Raw genomic sequence first — 16,886 nt, forward strand, 5'->3', positions numbered from 1 at the left:
GCCGGACGAGGGAGTCACCTTGAAGGTTCTGGTCATCTGGCCGCCGCACGTTCCCAGCTACTTCAACGCCGGGCACCATTCCCCGCTGTACATGACGGCGGCGTACCTGAGGACTCAGCCGGGCGCGCACGAGGTGGTGGCGTGTGAGGCCGGATTGCTCAACATGAACTGGAAGGCTGTCGGCGACCTCCTTTTCCAGAGCGACTTCGACGTCATCGCCGTCATGAACGACTTCGACGCCGTCGACGGCATCGAACGCTTCATCCACTACGCGCGCGAACTCAGCCCGCGGAGCAGGCTGATGACGTTCGGCCGGCTGAGCAACATGAATCCCGGGTTCTTCACCGCGCTCGATCTGGACGCCGTCGTCGTGAGCGGCGACTTCGAGTGCGGAGTCGCCGACTACGTGAACGCGGTCGCAGGCGGCGGCCCGGTTCTCGCATTGCCGGGCACGTTCGTCCGGGCCGGTGCGGAATGGCTCCCGCCCAGCGGGAAAGGGCGTTTCCTGCCGCCGGAGGAGTGGGTCATGCCGGACGTCGGGGAGATCCCGTACCGGGCGTACGACCAGCTCTACGCCCAGGACACGCACAAGTTCTGCGGCATCCCGTTCCGGCGCGAGCTCGTCGTCCCGGTCTCCCGGGGCTGCCCGATCGGCTGCGACTACTGCGACGTGCACCAGATCTTCGGCCTGTCCGAGCGGCGCCTGCCGGTCGACGCGGTGCTCGCGTACGTCGACGAGTGCTTCGCCAGGGAACCGTTCGAGTACATCGCCTTCTACGCGCCGACGTTCACACTGAAGAAGCAGTGGGTGCGCGAGCTGTGCGACAAGCTCATCGCACGGGAGGAGAAGGTCCGCTGGAAGTGTGCCACCACGGTGCACCACCTCGACGAGGCGCTCGTCGCGAAGATGGGCGAGTCGGGCTGCGTGCGGATCTCGGTCGGCCTGGAGACGCTGGAACCGGCCGGGCACGGCGCCCTGCCGAGGGCCAAGCAGATCGAGGAGGACCAGTTCCGCGAGCTGGGCCGGTGGTGCCGTGAGGCGGGCGTCGAGCTCAACGCGTTCGTCATCGTCGGCCTGCCGGGCACCACCGCGCAGGGTGTGGCCCGCACCCGCACCGTCGTGGAGGAGTCCGGCGCGCGCTTCCGCCCCACGGTGTACACGCCGTTCGAGCGCCTCGACCCCGCGATGCGTCTCGAGGACATCAACAGGTACAACCGGCAGACCTTCCTGGACGACGCGCTGGAGCCCGGCACCGACCGGGAACCGCTCTACCGCTACGTCTTCGGCGTGGAAGAGCGCATCACCAAGGTCCACGAGCTGATACCGCTGCACGCCGAGCGCGTCGAGTCGTGAGCATGCCCGCCTTCCCGATCCGCGACAGCGCGCTGACCGTCCGCAGGACTCCGCGCGGCGACCACGGCGCGGTCGTCAACCTCAAGAGCTGCGAGATGCAGCACCCCGGCGCCGAGCGGCTGCTCTCGACGGTGCTCGGCAGGCTGACTCCCGGTGACGTGTTCCGATACCCCTATTTGGGCACCCTCACGCGGCAGCTCGCCGCCGTGCACGACGTTCCGCCCGACCAGCTGCTCGTGACCGCCGGGTCGTGCAGTGCCATCGGACTGGTCGTCGACGCGCTCGCCGAACCCGCCGGCAGCCTGGTGTTGCAAGAGCCCAGCTTCGAGAGCTGGCGCTACTACGCGGGACTGCGCGGCGTGCCGGTCGTGCGCTGCGCGGGGCTCACCGGTGAGCCGGTGCGGGAGACCCACGACGCGCTTCTCGAGGCGATGCGGACGGCCCCGCCGTCGATCGTGGCGATGACGAACCCCGGCAACCCCACCGGCTCCGTCACGCCGCTGTCCGAAGTGGACACGATCGCGAAGGTGGCGGCCCGCCACGGCCACCTGCTCGTCGTGGACGAGTGCTACGCGGCGTTCGCCGGCTTCAGCCACACCGCGCTGCTCCCCGGGAACCGCAACCTCATCGTCCTCCGGTCGCTGTCCAAGAGCTGGGCCATGGCCGGAGCCCGGCTCGCGTGCGTGTTCGCCGATCAGGAGATCGTCGACTACCTCGGCCGGTTCCGCCCGGACAGCGTGCTGTCCACCCCGTCGGTGCGGATCGCCACCGAGCTCGCCGGCGAGATCGGGCAGCTGCGGGAGATCTGGCGCGACGTGGCGGCGATCAGGGACGAGTTCACCGCCCGCGTGCTGGGCGACCACCCCCGGTGGACGGCGCTGCCGTCGGGCGCGAACTTCGTCACGTTCGCCACCGGTGTCCCCGGCGAGGGCAAGCGCCTCGAACGGGAGCTGGCCGCGCGGCGGATCCGGATCCGCGGTCTCGACGACGTGGACGGTCTCGACGGCTGTCTGAGGTTCTCGCTCGCCGACCGGGACCTGATGCGGACGGTCGCGGACGTGCTGGCCACCGTGACCTCGTCGGCGAGGTGCTGACCGGTGCTGGACCTGAGTGGTGCCGCGCTGCGTGAGACGCCGTTCCGGCACGCGGTGTTCGACGAGGCCGTGCTGCTGTCGCGCGACGAGGTGACCGAGCTGGTCGAGTCGTTCCCCGGCACCGGTCTGCTCGACACCTTCCGGCGCACGGAGGGCAGCGACAAGACCTACTCCGCGAACATGGCGACACTGCACGACCACCGCGGCTGGTCGGACAAGGTGCCGAGGATGGCGTCCTGCTGGCGCGACCTCCTGAGCCGGCTCGTCGACTCCGACTACGCCCAGCGCCTCGGCGGCCTGCTCGGCGTGCCACCCGGCCCGGTCACGCTGGAGCTCCGGCTCACCGAGTACACGGAGGGTGGCTGGATGTCCCGGCACACCGACCGGCCGGACAAGCTGTTCTCGCAGAACCTCTACTTCTGTCCACAGTGGTCACGTGCGTGCGGCGGCGGCCTGGCCCTGTACGCGGACGAGCACGACGACCAGCCGGTCTCGGTGTTCGTGCCGGGTGCGGGCACGTCGCTGGCGTTCGCCAGGAGCGACAGGTCGTGGCACGAGGTGCTGCCGGTGTCCGCCTCCGCGCCCTCCCCGCGCCGCGCACTGCTCGTGCACGGCTACCGACCCGATCACGAGAGGAACCCACGGTGCTGAACCTGACGAACCGGCTGCAGGAGCGGACCTCGCCCTTCCAGCTGTTCCACGTGCTCGACGTGTTGTCGTCGGACCAGCTGGACAAGCTCGTCGCGACCGCTCCGACCCAGCGGGCGGACCCGATCGTGGTCGACGACCCGCTGCACGAGAAGCAGTACCGGATGAACCTCTTCCGGCTCGTCGAAGGCGACGAACAGGTGGCGTCCGACGACGAGCTGGCGCCGCCGTGGCAGGAGCTCCGGCGCGACCTGATGAGCCCCGAGTTCACGACGTGGCTGGAGCAGCAGACGGGCATCCGGCTCACCGGGCTGTTGCGCAGCGTCGGCGCCTACGCCCACCGCAACGGCGACTTCCTGGCCGTGCACAAGGACAAACCGACCAAGGCGATCACCACGATCATCTACCTGAACCAGGACTGGCCGGCCGAGGCCGGTGGCCGCTTCCTGATGTTCGAGACGGGGGAGAAGGGCGCGAGCCCGGTCGCGGAGCTCCCGCCGGTGGGAGGACGGCTCGTCGCCTTCCCGCCGACCGACCACTCGTGGCACGCCGTGTCGAAGATCGAACACCCGGACGCGGCCGAACGGCTGACCGTGCAGATCGAGTACTGGCTGACGACGGAGCTGATGGGTTCCGCCTACAAGGGCTGACCGCCGCCGGCAGATCGCTGAGGAGTGCGATGAAGGACGGGTACCACCTCTCCACCTACCTGAACCCGGCGGGCGTGCACCGGCTGGCCGACGTGTACTTCCGGCACGACAACAACGTCGCGCTGTGGGAGAAGAGCGGGCGGGAGGTGCGGCTGGTCCGCCACTGGGAGCTCGAGCGGGTGACCGGCCAGAAGATGCACCGCACGCCGTTCCTCGGCGAACGCGACCAGCTCGACTTCGTCAACGGCCTGCTCGCGCCGCTCGGCCTCAAGACCGACGACGTCGAGGGGATCTGGGGCACACCGGGACTCTCGGCGGACGACCACGTGCTGGCGGACCTGGCTCCGGACATCGCCTTCCACAGCATCGCCCACCTCTACAGCGCGATCCTGCTGGACAGCGACGTCTTCTTCGACGGGACGATCGTCGGGCTGGCGGTCGACCGCGGGCCGGACCGCCTGGTCGACCGGTACTTCAAGGAGAACTGGTACGCGGGCGCCGTCGTGCGGCGTGGTGTGGTCGAGCTGTGCCCGGTGGAGTCGCCCGCGAACCTCTACTGCGAGGCGCGGGACCTGTTCGAACTGCGCGAGGGCACGCTGATGGCGCTCGCGACCGCGACGACGGCACAGGGCTCGTGCGACCGGGAGGCCGTGCTGCGCGAGTTCCGGTTCGTGGGCCACGACGGCATGGCGCAGGCGAAGAAGGCGTTCGCCGGCATCGTCGCGCAGGTCCGTGCGACGGTGACGCCCGATCCGGCGTTCACCGAGCGGGAAAGCCTCATCAGCGCCGTCATGAAGGAGGTGCAGGCGATCTGCGTCGCGATGATGGAGCGCAACGTCGACATGCTCCTGGACCGCTACGACGTCGACCCCGCCACCGCGCACCTGGCCCTGAGCGGCGGCTACGCGCTGAACTGCCCGACGAACAGCCACCTGGTGCTGAAGTACGGCTTCCGCGGCCTGCTCGCGCCGCCGTGCGTCGGTGACAGCGGGCAGGCCATCGGCATCGGCCTGGCTGCCTTCCACCGGGCGCTCGGCCGCTTCGACTTCCGCTTTCCCGGGCCCTACCTGGGAACGGAGGACCTCGACGTCGACGGCGTGCTCGCCGCGCACGACGAGTTCGTGGAGTCGGTCTCCGGTTTCGACCTCGCCACCGCGGTGCGCGACCTGCGCGCGGGTCCCGTGGTGTGGTTCGACGGCATGGCCGAGAGCGGCCCGCGGGCGCTGGGGCACCGCAGCCTGCTCGGCGACCCGACGACGTACGACGCGAAGACCGCGGTGAACGAGCTGAAGCGCCGCGAGTGGTGGCGTCCCGTGGCGCCGGTCGTGCTGGAAGAGCACTTGGACGGCTGGTTCGAGAACGCGCGGCCGTCGCCGTTCATGCTGGAGACGTTCACGATCCGGCCCGAGCGGCGGGACCTGATCCCCGCTGTCGCCCACCTCGACCACTCGGCGCGCGTCCAGTCGCTGCGGCACGACCAGAACCCCGCGCTGCACGAGCTGATCACCGCCTTCCACGAGGAGAGCGGGGTGCCGATGCTGTGCAACACCTCGTTGAACGACAAGGGGGAGCCGATCATCGACACCCTCGCGCAGGCGGTCAACTTCTGCCTGCGCCGGCGGGTCTCGATCGCCTACTTCAACGGCCGCCGCGTGGTGTTCCGCGCCTTCGACCGGTACCCCGAGACCGAGCCGCTCCCGCGCGTGCGGGCGCCGTTCACCGAGATCGACGACGAGCGGGCGCAGGCGATCCGCGACGAGGCGAACCCGCACGGGCTTCCGGACCTGCACCTCCACCTGTTCCTGCGCGACCTGGAGCTGTACGACCGCTTCGACATCCGCACGCGGGTGGGCGCCGACCTGGTCGGGCAGATCATCGACCAGCGGCTGCGCGACGACCCGGACCTGGCTCGCCGCACCGCGGACATGATCGCCCGCACCCGGCTGCAGTTCGCGAACTTCGGCGGTCCGACCGTGTTCGGCGGGCGGCGGCCGGTCGACGACCGGTCCGAGATGGAGGGATGAGCCACGTGACGACTTCCGAGGACAGGCGGCTCGGCACCGCTCGTGAGGTGACGGCCGGCGAGGTCGCGTTCTTCCGGCAGCACGGGTGGGCGAAGCTCGACGGGTTCGTGCCGCCCGGAGTCGTCCGCGGGCTCCGCGAGGAGATCCAGGGGCTGATGGGAGCCGGGGCGGAGCGCTACCGGGGAGCGGATCGGCCGACGCGGCCCGGCGGCGACCCGTTCGCGACGATGTGGCGGACCTACGACGAACCCTCGCGCGACAACGACTTCCTGCGCGAGTTCGCCACGTCGGCGGCGGTCGGCCGGGCCGGCTCGCGGTTCCTGCGCGACCGGCCCGTGCGGTTCTACCGGGACGAGGTGCTGGTCAAGATGCCCGCGGCCACGCGAACGCCGTGGCACCAGGACTTCCCGTACTCCTCGCGGGACCGGTCCGAGCAGGTGAACCTGTGGATCGCGTTGAACGACCTCACCCCGGAGCACAGCACGCTGCGGTTCCTGTCCGGTTCGCACCGCCAGGGCGTGCTGGGCCGCGCGCTCGCCACCCCGGACGACGACCTCGTCGCGCAGTACCCCGAACTGCTCGACGAATGCACGCTCTCGCCACCGCTGCACCTCCGCGCGGGTGACGCGACCGTGCACCACAGCCTGGTCGTGCACACCGCGCCCCCGAACACGGCGGCCGAACCGCGCTGGGCCTACACGGTGGTGCTGTTCCAGGCCGGCTCGCTGTACACGGGCGCGCCCGGACGGCTGACCGACCAGCTCGGTCTCAAAGCGAACGAACCGCTCGACCACCCGCTGATGCCGGTCACCTGGACGCCCTGATCACCCGAGGACGGTGGTCATCCGGCGGCGCAGCGCGAGCACGGCCGGGACCGCCGCCGCGGAGGTGACGGTGAGGGTGAGCCACAACGCCCCGTTGCCGACGGAGAGCAGGCTGGTCAGCAACACCGGGCCCGACACCATCGACACCGCCCAGGAGAGCTGGAACAACGCGCTCGCCCTGCCCTGCGCGCCCGCGGGAGCCGCCGCGGCCGCGGCGGCGGTGAGCAGGGGGGCGAAGAGCGCTTCCGCCACTGCGAACGTCACGCTCACGACCAGGATCACCGCGATCGCCCCGCTGAGCGGGAGCACGGTCACCGTCGTCAACGCGCAGAACGAGCAGGCGAAGATCACCGCTGCGAGGACGAGGCCGCGGGCCCTGCTGTGCTTCGCGGCGACACGGGTGACGAGGCGTTGCACCGAGACCAGGGTGAGCGTGCCGATGCCCAGCGCCACACCGGGAACCCACTGCGGGCCGTGCAGGAACTCCAGCACGAGGATCGGCAGGATCGAGTACTTGCCGATGCTCGCGAGCGTGTAGAGCACGCTCATCACGCAGAACGCCACGTACGTCCGGTCGCGCAGCACGGCTCCCCAGCCGGCGTTGGCGCTGCCGCCCGTCCCTTCCTGCTTGTCCATCGGGATGTGGAGGTTGAGCAGCAACAGCGCGGCGACGCCGAAGCTCGCCGCGTTGAGGTACGCCAGCAGGTGGTAGGTGGCGGCGCTGTTGAGGTCCGGGATGAGCGCGGTGGCGCCCGCGCCGATGCCCGCGCCGACGAACCGGCCGATGGTCTGCGTGCCGAGCAGCTTGTCCGCCTCGCGCTCGGTGGTCAGCGCGTTCACCACCGGGGCGTTGACCGTCCAGAAGAGACGGTCGCCGACGCTGACGACGAGGGAGACGGCGACGACGTGCCAGGCGGTCTCGACGAGCGGGTAGCACAGGAACGCGCCCAGCCGGATCACGTTGCTGGCGATGAGCGTGCGTTGCGCGCCCAGCCGGTCCATCAGGCTGCCCGACAACGGGCCCGCGGCCAGTCCGAGCAACGCTCCCAGGCTGAGGGCGGCGCCCGCCTCGGTGAGCGGCATGTCCTGCGCGTTCACCAGGAACAGCAGCACGAACGGCATCCAGAGTCCGCTGCCGAGCGCGTCGATCAGCGTGGCCGCCACGAAACGCCGCTGGGCGCTGCGCCGGACAGGTGATGGTTGTCCGTTCTCGGGTGAAAGCGCGGACTGGTCCGTCCGTTCGGACATCGGTATCCCCTCCCCAGCGGATGTGCGCAAAACCTAGCACGGCCTCTGCCGCGCAACGGATCTCCGAGTTGAACTCACCTGATGAAAATCGGTCTGTGCCCGTCCGGTGGGGACGCGCATAGTGGCCGGGAGTTGACGTCGTGGACGGGACGGGAAGAAGTGCTCAACACCGAGGTTCGGCTCAAGCGACTTGACCAGCCGTACACCTACTACACCGCGACCGACCTGGTCTCGCCCGCCGATCTGCGCAGGTTGAACGCGGACATCCCGGCGGACGAGCTGTTCAAGCGGGAGATCAAGGTCGGCGCGCAGTTTCCCAAGCAGTACAACATGTCGCGGTTCACCGCGCGGGAGGACGGCGCGCGGACCGAGCCCGGTCGCAAGGTCGGCCCGGTGTGGTCGGAACTGTTCGACAGCATCGAGTCCGACGAGTTCCGCGGCTGGTTGTCGGAAGAGCTCGCGATGGATCTGGACGGCCTTTCACTGGTGATCGGCGTGTACAAGTTCGGCAATGGCGACTACACCACCGCGGATACCGGAAAAGCGGCGAAGAAGGTGTCGTTCGGCCTGTACCTGAACGAGGACTGGACCGCGGAGGAAGGCGGTGTTTTCCAGGTCTGGAAGAACAAGACGGATTCCGCTCCGGCGGCCGAGTTCATTCCTCTCGGAGGACGGGGCGCGATTGTCTGCCCGGACGCGACGAGTTTTCACTCGATCGGATCCGTGCACACGACCGACGACCGGTTCCGGCTGAGCCTGATGATCGAGTACTGGCAGCTGTGACAGCGGCGGCCTGGGGGACCTCCTGTGCTGAGTGAACTGTCCGAGTCCGTGGTGGACGCCGTCGTCGTCGGTGACGACGAGGCCGTGGCCACGGCACACGCCCTGCTCGACGCGCGCGGCAGCGCCCAGGTCGTGGTGATCACCGCTGCCGAGGGCCCCGATCCGCGGGCGGCGATCGTGAACGGCACCGTGACCGGGCTGGAACGGTTGCCGGGAAGGGGTTTCCGGCTCGACGTGAGCACTCCGGCCGGGCGCCGCCGCGTGACGGCCGCGACGCTCGCGGTACCGGCCCGCGACGACCTCTGGCAGGCCCGGCTGGCCGAGCTCGGCGCCATGCCGGCGGCACCCGCCCCGAGCACGCCGGGCGTCCGGCAGGAGCGCGACACCGGCCCGGTCGAGGTGGACCTGCACGGTGAGTCCAGCGTGTCCGGCCTGTTCGTGCTGGACGGCAGGGCGGCGGAGGTGGGCAGGCGGATGGCGCACGTCCAGGAGCGGCGCGCGACGCAGTCCACTCAGGACCGGATGGTCTACGACCTGATGTGGTCGGTGGACAAGGAACGCGTGCCCGACGCGCAGGTCGTCGACACCGTCACGGGCCTCCTCGCCACCCGGCGGGGCGCTCCGATCCGGTTCGCCGACCTCGGCTGCGGCGTGGGGCGCAACGCGTTGTACGCGGCGGCGCGCGGTCTGCAGGTCGTCGCGGTGGACCACAGCTCACGGGCGATCGCGCAGCTGCGCCGCACCGCGGACCGGCTCGGGCTGCCGGTGGAGGCGGTCGAGGCGGATTTCCTCACCTGGCTGGACGGCAAGCCGGAACCGGCGGACATCGTCGCGTGCGTCTCGGCGGTGCACCACGTGAGCCCGGACCCGGACGTCGTGGGCGCGGTGCTGAGACGCGTCGCCGAGGTGGTCGCGCCGGGCGGTTACGCCTACGTCGCGCTGCTGACCGACATCAGGTACGGCGACCTGCCCGCACCGCCCGGCCGGCTGATGGTCTCGGCGGCGGAGGGGGAGGAGCTGCTGAGGTCCTCCCTGGTCGACCTCGACGTGGTCGACCTGGAACCCGCGTTCGTGCGGCACGACGACGTCGTGCTCATGGACCACGCCAGGGGTGAGTTCGTCAGGTCCTTCTACGAGTGCGTCCGAGTCGACGCCCTGCTGCACAGGAGCGGGTGACCCCGATGGCCCACATCCTCTTCGCCGACGCGAACGAGTCGGCGCTGCGCACCATGCGCCGCGCGGTCGAGCTCGGCCACGAGCTGACGTTCGTGCGAGGCCTGAACTGGCAGCTGTACGTCGTCACCGACGAGGTGCAGGCGTTGTTCGACCGGATCGACGTGGTCGAGGTGGAGCTCACCTCGGACGTCGAGGCACTGGAGGCGGCGGTCGCGAAGATCCACGCGGCCAAGCCGGTCGACGCCGTGATCGCCCAGATCGAGCCGACGCTGGAGGCGATCGCGATCGTCTGCGAGCGGCTCGGACTGCGGTTCACCAGCGCCGAAGGCGTGCTCACGGCGCGCAACAAGGTGCGCACGAGGGAGAAGCTCGCGGCCGCGGGTCTCGCGACGGTGGCGTACGCACACGCCCACGACGTCGAGTCGGCGCTCGCCGCGGCGGACCGCATCGGCTACCCGGTCGTGGTGAAACCGGTGAGCGGCCTGGACAGCATGATGGTGTCCAGGGTGGACGATCCCGCCGGGATGCCCGCCGCGGCGCGCGAGGTGCTGGACGCCCCGCTCGTGACGCCCGAGCAGATGCGCGAGCAGTTCCGCCGGGGCATCCTGGTGGAGCAGTACCTGTCCGGCCGCCTGGTTTCAGCCGAGCTCGCGGTCGTCGACGGCGTCAGCCACCGGTTCATGATCAGCGGACGGTCGCGCGGCGCGGGCAACGACTGCGTGGAGATGGGCGCCGCCCTGCCCGCCGACCTGGCACCCGCGGAACGCGACGAGTGCTTCGACTACGCCGAGCAGGTCTGCCGCGTGCTCGGACTCGACTTCGGCGTGTTCCACCTGGAAATCATGCTGACCGGGCGGGGACCGGTGCTGGTCGAGGCCAACCCCAGGGTCATGGGCGGCATCATGACCACGATGTACGGCCGGGTGACCGGCGTGGACTTCGCCGACCACCTGATCGACGTCTACCTGGGCCTCCCACCGTCGCGCGGTGTGCCGGAGGCGACCGCGACGATCACCGCCCGCAAGATCATGCCGGTCTCGGCGGGCACGCTGCCCGAGGAGATCGACCTCGGCTGGGTCACCGGCTCGGGGATCTCGGATCTCGAGAACTACTACCTGCGCCCGGGACACGAGTTCCGGGCCAAGCAGGTGCTGGCCAGGTACGTCGTCGTGGCCGGCACCTGGTCGGAGGCGATGACCCGCGCGGACGGCCTGATCGACCGGTTCGAGAAGTGCGTCGGGACGCCGTTGATCCACTCCGATCCGGCTGTGTGAGCGAACACTTTGGGGGACGACAACCATGGGCGCCACCGCGACCAGGCTGGCCGACGACCGCACCCGGCTCGCACCGGACGGGGTACCGGTGCTCCGCACCGAGCTGCCCGGCCCGAGGAGCCGCGTGCTGCTGGCACGGCAGGAGGAACGTGAGTCGAGGGCCCGGTCGTACCCGCGGCGGTTGCCGATCGCGATCAGGAGGGGCGAGGGCAGCTTCGTCGAGGACGAGGACGGCAACGTCCTGATCGACTTCCTGACCGGCGCCGGCGTGCTCGCCCTCGGCCACGCGCATCCCGAGCTCGTCGAGGTGATCCGCGACCAGGTGGAGGTGCTGACCCACGGCCTGGACTTCCCGACCGCGGTGAAGGACGACTTCACCACGGAGCTGCTGAGCCTGCTGCCCGAACGGCTGCGGGCCGGCACCCGCGTGCACTTCTGCGGGCCGACTGGCGCGAACGCCATCGAAGCGGCGATCAAGCTGTGCAAGCAGGCGACCGGGCGCGGTGAGATCGTGGCGTTCCACGGTGGTTTCCACGGCATGACGCACGCCGCGATGGCGGTGTCCGGTGACGCGAGCACGCGGGCCGCCATCGCGAACACCATGCCGGGCGTGCACTTCTACCCGTTCGCGTACTGCCACCGGTGCCCCTTCGGGCTCGCCGCGGACTCCTGCGACACGAACTGCGCCACCTACCTGGAGAACGCGCTCAAGGACAGCCACGCGGGCATGACCAGGCCCGCCGCCGTCCTGCTCGAGCTCGTCCAGGGCGAGGGCGGAACGGTCATCGCGCCGCCCGAGTTCGTCCGCCGGGTCCGCGCGGTGACCAGGGAGCTCGACATCCCGCTGATCGTGGACGAGGTGCAGACCGGCTGCGGGCGCACCGGCGAGTGGTTCGCCTCCGACCACTACGGCGTCGAACCGGACGTGCGGGTGGTGTCGAAGATGCTGTCCGGCGCGGGAATGCCGGTCGCGGCCGTCCTGTACGACCAACGGCTCGACACGTGGCACCCCGGCGCGCACACCGGGACGTTCCGCGGCAACCAGCTCGCGTTCGCCGCAGGGGCCGCCTTCCTGCGGATCATGAAGCGCGACCGCGTGCTCGACAACGTGCGGGCGCGGGCGGAGCAGGTGCGTGAGCGGCTGGTCTCGCTCCAGCACGAGCACCGCGATCTCATCCATGACGTGCGGTGCATCGGGCTGATGATCGGGGTCGAGTTCGACGGCCCGCGGGCCGCGGCCCTGGTGCAACGCGAGGCGTTCGCCCGCGGGCTGATCCTCGAGCTCGGCGGCAGGCACGACAGCGTGGTCCGGATGCTGCCACCGCTCAACGTCGCGGAGCACACGACCGGTGTCGCACTGGAGATCTTCGCGGAGGCGGTCGGTGCCGTCCGGCAGCTGCCCCGCGATGACGACGAGGAGGGACTTCGGTGACAGTCGCCGACCAGGACAGCCGGGTGGTCGACGCCGCGCTGGGGGCCACCTGCGACCCGCGCGCCGTGCTGGTCTCACCACCCAGGACCGGTTCGACCGCCGTGGCCAGGATGCTCTGGCAGCACCCGGCCTTCCGCTACCACTGCCACGAGCCGTTCGAGGCGATGTACTGGGGTGACAAGGGGTTCGAGTCCGCCGCGGACGTCCTGCTCAACCCGATGGAGGTGGCGAGCGGGGCGCGGGTCCCGCTCGGCGGCGGGGCTGGGCGGGGCGGGCTGCTGATCAAGGAGATGAGCTTCCAGCTCACCGCGGAGCAGTTCGCCTACCTCGCGGACCTGGCGACGCTGCCGGTCGTGTTCGTGATCCGCGACCCGCGGTTGTCCACGACGTCACGGCTGCGCATCGTCCGGGAGCTCTACGACGCGCCGACCTTTCCGCCGTTCGAGAGCGGATGGCCCTCGCTGCGGGACCAGGTGACGGCGTGCCGGGCCAGAGGGGTTCCTCATCTCCTGGTCGACTGCGACGACCTGCGCGCGGATCCGGCCGGGTTCGCGCTGGCGTTGCAGGAAGCGTGCGGGCTCCCGGTGCGGCCCGGCCTGCACAGCTGGGCGCCGCGGCCGGAACTGGCGCTGTGCTCACCCGAGGTGGGCGCCCTGATGAGCGACGCGCGCAAGGCGGACGACCCGTTCTACCGCAGGGTGCTGTCGAGCCGCGGAGTCCAGCCGGTCGACCGGACGGACTGGGACCGGGAGAGCCGGCTGATCTCGGACGCGGGCCTCACCGGTCACGTCGAGTCCTGGTCCGAGATCTACTTCGAGCTGCGTGACGACCCGGCGCTGGTCGCGCCACGACGGTGAGAGCGGGGGACATGCCGGACTGCCACGACGTCCTCGGTGTCGGCTTCGGTCCGGCGAACCTGGCGCTCGCCATCGCGTTCGCCGAGGACCTGCCGGACGTGACCACCCGGTTCCTGGAGGCGCAGCACGATCCCGTCTGGCAGGGCGGAATGATGCTCGACGGGGTCAACGTCCAGAACCACCCGAGCCGCGACCTGGTGACGTTGCGCAACCCGCGCAGCCGCTACAGCTTCCTCAACTACCTCTTCGAGCAGGGCCGTCTGGTCGAGCACCTCAACCTGCCCGTCGAGTTCCCGCTGCGCAAGGAGTACGCGCAGTACATCCGCTGGGCCACGGCGCAGTTCGCGCACGTCGCCCGCTTCGGCACCAGGGTGGCCGAGATCGCCGCCGACACCTGGCGGGGCCAGCCGGTGCACGTGGTCCGCACCCACGACGGCGGTGAGGAGCTCGCGCGGACGCTGGTCGTCGGCACCGGACGAACCCCTTACGTCCCAGAGCAGTTCGCGTCGGCCGTCCGGTCGCCGCGGGTGTTCCACCTGACCGAGTACCTGCAGCGCGTGCGGGAGCTGAGCGAACCGCGGCGGATCGCCGTCATCGGCGGCAGCCAGAGCGCCGTGGAGATCACGCTCGACCTCGCCCGCCGGTTCCCGGGAGCGCGGGTCGTCGACTACGTGCGTGCGTTCGGGCTGCGGCTCAAGGACACCAGCCCGTTCAGCGAAGAGGGCTACTTCCCGGAGTTCACCGAGTACTACTTCAACGCGAGCCGCACGGGCAAGCGTGCGCTCGACGCGTACATGCGGCCGACGAACTACTCGTCGACCGACGACGACGTGCTGAAGGAGCTGTACCTGCTCATCTACGAGCAGCGCCTCGACGGTGACCAGCGGGTGTTCGTGCGTGGCAACCGCGAGGTGCGTGCGGCGACCGTGCGGGACGACTCGGTGCTGCTGGAGGTCGAGGAGGTGCACACCGGCGTCGTGGAGACCGACGAGGTCGACGCGGTCGTTCTCGCGACCGGGTTTCGCGACCTCGGCCCCGGTCCCGGCCAGGAGCCCTACCCGGCGTTGCTGTCCGGGATCGCCGACCGGTTCCGGTTCGACGACGACGGCTACCTCGAGGTGAACGCCGACTACAGCGTCACCCCCGTGCACCCGGCGACAGCGCCGTTGTACCTCAACGGTTTGTGCGAGTCGACGCACGGCATCGGTGACGCGGGATCGTTCAGCCTGCTCTCGCTGCGGGCGGTGGCCATCCGGGACGGCGTGCGCAAACACCTGGGGGAGAAGGGGAAGACGTGACCGGCGCGGTACGGCCGGTCAGCGGCGGGCCGCCGCGGTGATCCGGTCGACGACGGCGAACGGGTCCGGTGCGTGGCCGGGCATCGCGCCCGGCGCGGGCGCCCACGCCTTGACGCCGCCGTGGAAGTCGGACCCCTGCGTGGCGATCAACCCGAGGTCGCGTGCCACGCCGGCGTACGCGTCCGCGGTGCCGCGGTCGTGCCAGGTGCTCCACGCCTCGACGCCGTGCAGTCCCGCCTCCGCCAGCGGCCGCAGCACCTCCACGGCCTCCGCGGGCGGCAGCGACCGTCCCGGATGCGCCACGACCGCGACGCCGCCCGCGTCGTGCACCCACCCGATCGCTTCCTCGATCGCGGGAAAAGGTGGGTCGGCGACGTAGAACGGCTTGCCGGGCCGGAACAGCGCCGTCACGACGTCCCGGTACTCGGCTCCCGCGAACCGCGAGTGGCCGGGATGGCGCACGAGATCGGGCAGCACCACGTCCAGGAACCGTCCGAAGAAAGGAAGGTAGGACTTCTCCAGGAAGCCTTCGACGGCGCCGCGGTCGATTTCGACCCCGGCCTCCTCGAACAGGTCGAGCCACTTCGCGTACATCGCGCGCTGACCGGACGAGATCGCCTCGATCCGCTCGGAGAATCGCGCGTCCTCTCCCACGTGATAGGCGAGCAGGTGCCAGGTCTCGCCGCGCCACGTGGTGGAGATCTCGCAGGCCGAAATGGTGCGAATGCCGTTCTTCTCCGCCGCCGAGGCGAACTCCTCCGTGCCGCGCATCGTGTTGTGGTCGACGAGTGCCATGACCTCGACGCCCTGCTCAGCGGCGGCGTCGACCACCTCGGCGACCTGCCAGTCACCGTCCGAGTGCGACGAGTGGACGTGCAGATCCACCGGCGAAGTCGTCAGATTCGTCGTGCCCATGATGCCCCCGGAAATCGTGGTTGTCGCCTGTGAGTCAAACGATCGCGCGTAACCCTGTCAAACTTCTCGCACGATTTCATCGTCTGAAACTGCGATGGCTTCCGGGCGTCGGACGTGAGTAACCTCGGCGGAGGTCCTTGGTTCCTTCTCGCTCGAGTGGGCCGGTTGTCCGACGGTGGACGGCCGTGTCGCGGAATCCGCGAGCCGGGGAACTTCGTGCGAGAAATGGGGACGGAAATGACTGCTGTCTGGGACGCGCACGCGCGTACCGATGTCGCCCGCACAATCGACCACTCCGAGATCCTGTCGGAAGCGGGATTCGAGACGATGCTCGGTGTCCTCCAGAAGGAGGGCATCGTCATCGTCCGCGGCTTCTCGCTGGAGCCCGCCGACCTGGTCGCGTTCGCCCGCCGGCTCGGCACCCCCGAGCCCGGTGTCCTGAACGACGGCTCGAAGACGCCGGACATGCCCCGGTACTGGATCAACGAGATCACCACCCAGAAGAAGCCGGCCGAGGTGCTCGGTCTGCACACGGCAGGTGCGCACGAGCCGGTCGAGCCGGGCGTGCACCTCCTGCTGATGGTGAAGACGAGCCCGCGCCCGGCCGACCCCGAGGCCGACAACGGCCAGTCCAGGTTCGCCAGGGTCGAGGACGCCGTGGTGCGGATGTCCTCGATGTTCGGGGAGGCGGCCGCCGAGTCCGCGCTCGAGATCCTGCGGACGACGCCGATCAGCACCGAGTTCCCGGCCGACTCCCCGAGGGTCGAGCCGATCGTGTCGAAGGACTCCGACGGCACGTGGTCGTTCCGCTACTGGACCAAGGTGCGCCAGCACGCGGTCAACGGCGGTCTGACCGGCGAACAGCTCGAGGCGCTGCGCATGTTCGACGAGGCGCTCAACGCCGAGACGTTCGAGTTCACGATGGAGAAGGGCGACCTCGTCGTGCTCGACAACCGCCGCACGGCCCACGGCCGCCGCGCCTACCCCGCCTTCGAGGTGGAGCAGGACGGCAGCCAGGTCGACGCCAAGCGGATGATCTTCAACATGCACGTGCGGGAGAGCTGATCCGTCGTGCGGCCTGCCGGACAGGCAGGCCGCACGCGGCCCGCCGCGGGATGTGTCCGCCTCCAGTCGTCGAGGTGGAAGGACGATGTGCCGCTGTCCCGGCATCTGCACCACCGTCTCGACCCCGTCGTTGAGCGGAGGTCCTGGTCGCTGAATGCGACCGCGAGATCGCGCGGATCGGCCATGGACCTTGGGATGTAGCGCGGAGCGCGTATCCGGCGATGTAGCCGCCAAGACGTTGGAT

15 protein-coding genes are annotated in these 16,886 nt (G+C 70.1%); 13 read left to right on the forward strand and 2 right to left on the reverse strand.

Annotation, left to right across the window (positions count from 1 at the left end):
• The first annotated feature begins 19 nt into the window (after window positions 1-19).
• From VM306_RS12535 to VM306_RS12560, 6 genes are read left to right on the forward strand one after another with little or no spacing between them, the layout of a single operon-like run.
• On the forward strand, window positions 20-1,354 hold the full coding sequence (locus VM306_RS12535; protein ID WP_325514396.1) for a radical SAM protein: 1,335 nt from the start codon (window positions 20-22) through the stop codon (window positions 1,352-1,354).
• Between the two features lie 2 nt (window positions 1,355-1,356).
• Complete coding sequence (locus VM306_RS12540) at window positions 1,357-2,448, forward strand: pyridoxal phosphate-dependent aminotransferase (RefSeq protein WP_325514398.1); 1,092 nt, start codon at window positions 1,357-1,359, stop codon at window positions 2,446-2,448.
• Between the two features lie 3 nt (window positions 2,449-2,451).
• Window positions 2,452-3,099, forward strand: coding sequence for a 2OG-Fe(II) oxygenase (locus VM306_RS12545; RefSeq protein WP_325514400.1), 648 nt, complete (start codon window positions 2,452-2,454; stop codon window positions 3,097-3,099).
• Complete coding sequence (locus tag VM306_RS12550; RefSeq protein ID WP_325514402.1) at window positions 3,093-3,746, forward strand: 2OG-Fe(II) oxygenase; 654 nt, start codon at window positions 3,093-3,095, stop codon at window positions 3,744-3,746. The genes VM306_RS12545 and VM306_RS12550 overlap by 7 nt, the downstream gene beginning before the upstream one ends.
• A gap of 29 nt (window positions 3,747-3,775) precedes the next feature.
• Window positions 3,776-5,770 (forward strand): carbamoyltransferase C-terminal domain-containing protein, encoded by a 1,995-nt coding sequence (locus VM306_RS12555; RefSeq protein WP_325514403.1) that lies wholly within the window; start codon window positions 3,776-3,778, stop codon window positions 5,768-5,770.
• Window positions 5,771-5,775: 5 nt separating this feature from the next.
• On the forward strand, window positions 5,776-6,594 hold the full coding sequence (locus tag VM306_RS12560; RefSeq protein WP_325514405.1) for a phytanoyl-CoA dioxygenase family protein: 819 nt from the start codon (window positions 5,776-5,778) through the stop codon (window positions 6,592-6,594).
• On the opposite strand, the gene VM306_RS12565 is transcribed toward VM306_RS12560, so the two are convergent.
• Window positions 6,595-7,842: an MFS transporter gene (locus VM306_RS12565; protein WP_325514407.1), complete on the reverse strand. Its 1,248-nt coding sequence runs from the start codon at window positions 7,840-7,842 to the stop codon at window positions 6,595-6,597.
• 81 nt (window positions 7,843-7,923) lie between these two features.
• Here VM306_RS12565 and VM306_RS12570 point away from each other — a divergent pair, with 81 nt between their 5' ends.
• The 6 genes from VM306_RS12570 to VM306_RS12595 are packed head-to-tail and all read left to right on the forward strand — an operon-like array spanning window position 7,924 to window position 14,662.
• Window positions 7,924-8,625, forward strand: a complete 702-nt coding sequence (locus VM306_RS12570) for a 2OG-Fe(II) oxygenase family protein (protein WP_325514409.1) — start codon at window positions 7,924-7,926, stop codon at window positions 8,623-8,625.
• A 24-nt stretch (window positions 8,626-8,649) separates the two neighbouring features.
• Window positions 8,650-9,801 (forward strand): class I SAM-dependent methyltransferase, encoded by a 1,152-nt coding sequence (locus tag VM306_RS12575; protein ID WP_325514411.1) that lies wholly within the window; start codon window positions 8,650-8,652, stop codon window positions 9,799-9,801.
• Between the two features lie 5 nt (window positions 9,802-9,806).
• Window positions 9,807-11,075, forward strand: a complete 1,269-nt coding sequence (locus tag VM306_RS12580) for an ATP-grasp domain-containing protein (protein ID WP_325514413.1) — start codon at window positions 9,807-9,809, stop codon at window positions 11,073-11,075.
• Between the two features lie 25 nt (window positions 11,076-11,100).
• A complete protein-coding gene (locus VM306_RS12585) occupies window positions 11,101-12,507 on the forward strand; it encodes a diaminobutyrate--2-oxoglutarate transaminase family protein (protein ID WP_325514415.1) in 1,407 nt (468 codons plus the stop codon).
• Window positions 12,504-13,364, forward strand: a complete 861-nt coding sequence (locus VM306_RS12590) for a hypothetical protein (protein WP_325514417.1) — start codon at window positions 12,504-12,506, stop codon at window positions 13,362-13,364. Before VM306_RS12585 ends, VM306_RS12590 begins: the two co-directional genes overlap by 4 nt.
• Window positions 13,361-14,662, forward strand: coding sequence for a lysine N(6)-hydroxylase/L-ornithine N(5)-oxygenase family protein (locus VM306_RS12595; protein ID WP_325514420.1), 1,302 nt, complete (start codon window positions 13,361-13,363; stop codon window positions 14,660-14,662). The genes VM306_RS12590 and VM306_RS12595 overlap by 4 nt, the downstream gene beginning before the upstream one ends.
• Window positions 14,663-14,680: 18 nt before the next feature.
• Here the strand turns inward: VM306_RS12595 and VM306_RS12600 are convergent, their stop codons facing one another.
• Window positions 14,681-15,577 carry a PHP domain-containing protein gene (locus VM306_RS12600; protein WP_325514422.1) on the reverse strand — a complete coding sequence of 299 codons (897 nt, stop codon included), beginning with the start codon at window positions 15,575-15,577 and terminating at the stop codon, window positions 14,681-14,683.
• Window positions 15,578-15,814: 237 nt separating this feature from the next.
• Here VM306_RS12600 and VM306_RS12605 point away from each other — a divergent pair, with 237 nt between their 5' ends.
• Entirely contained in the window at window positions 15,815-16,642 is an 828-nt protein-coding gene (locus VM306_RS12605; RefSeq protein ID WP_325514424.1) for a TauD/TfdA family dioxygenase, read from the forward strand.
• The last annotated feature ends 244 nt before the right edge of the window (window positions 16,643-16,886 follow it).

Origin of the sequence: Lentzea sp. (assembly GCF_035525475.1) — a bacterium.
Classification (GTDB): domain Bacteria; phylum Actinomycetota; class Actinomycetes; order Mycobacteriales; family Pseudonocardiaceae; genus Lentzea.

Coding starts and splice junctions, on each gene's coding strand:
- VM306_RS12540 (WP_325514398.1), top strand. CDS start 1,357: ATGCCCGCCTTCCCGATCCGCGACAGCGCGCTGACCGTCCGCAGGACT.
- VM306_RS12555 (WP_325514403.1), top strand. CDS start 3,776: ATGAAGGACGGGTACCACCTCTCCACCTACCTGAACCCGGCGGGCGTG.
- VM306_RS12565 (WP_325514407.1), bottom strand. CDS start 7,842: ATGTCCGAACGGACGGACCAGTCCGCGCTTTCACCCGAGAACGGACAA.
- VM306_RS12570 (WP_325514409.1), top strand. CDS start 7,924: ATGAAAATCGGTCTGTGCCCGTCCGGTGGGGACGCGCATAGTGGCCGG.
- VM306_RS12580 (WP_325514413.1), top strand. CDS start 9,807: ATGGCCCACATCCTCTTCGCCGACGCGAACGAGTCGGCGCTGCGCACC.
- VM306_RS12585 (WP_325514415.1), top strand. CDS start 11,101: ATGGGCGCCACCGCGACCAGGCTGGCCGACGACCGCACCCGGCTCGCA.
- VM306_RS12600 (WP_325514422.1), bottom strand. CDS start 15,577: ATGGGCACGACGAATCTGACGACTTCGCCGGTGGATCTGCACGTCCAC.
- VM306_RS12605 (WP_325514424.1), top strand. CDS start 15,815: ATGACTGCTGTCTGGGACGCGCACGCGCGTACCGATGTCGCCCGCACA.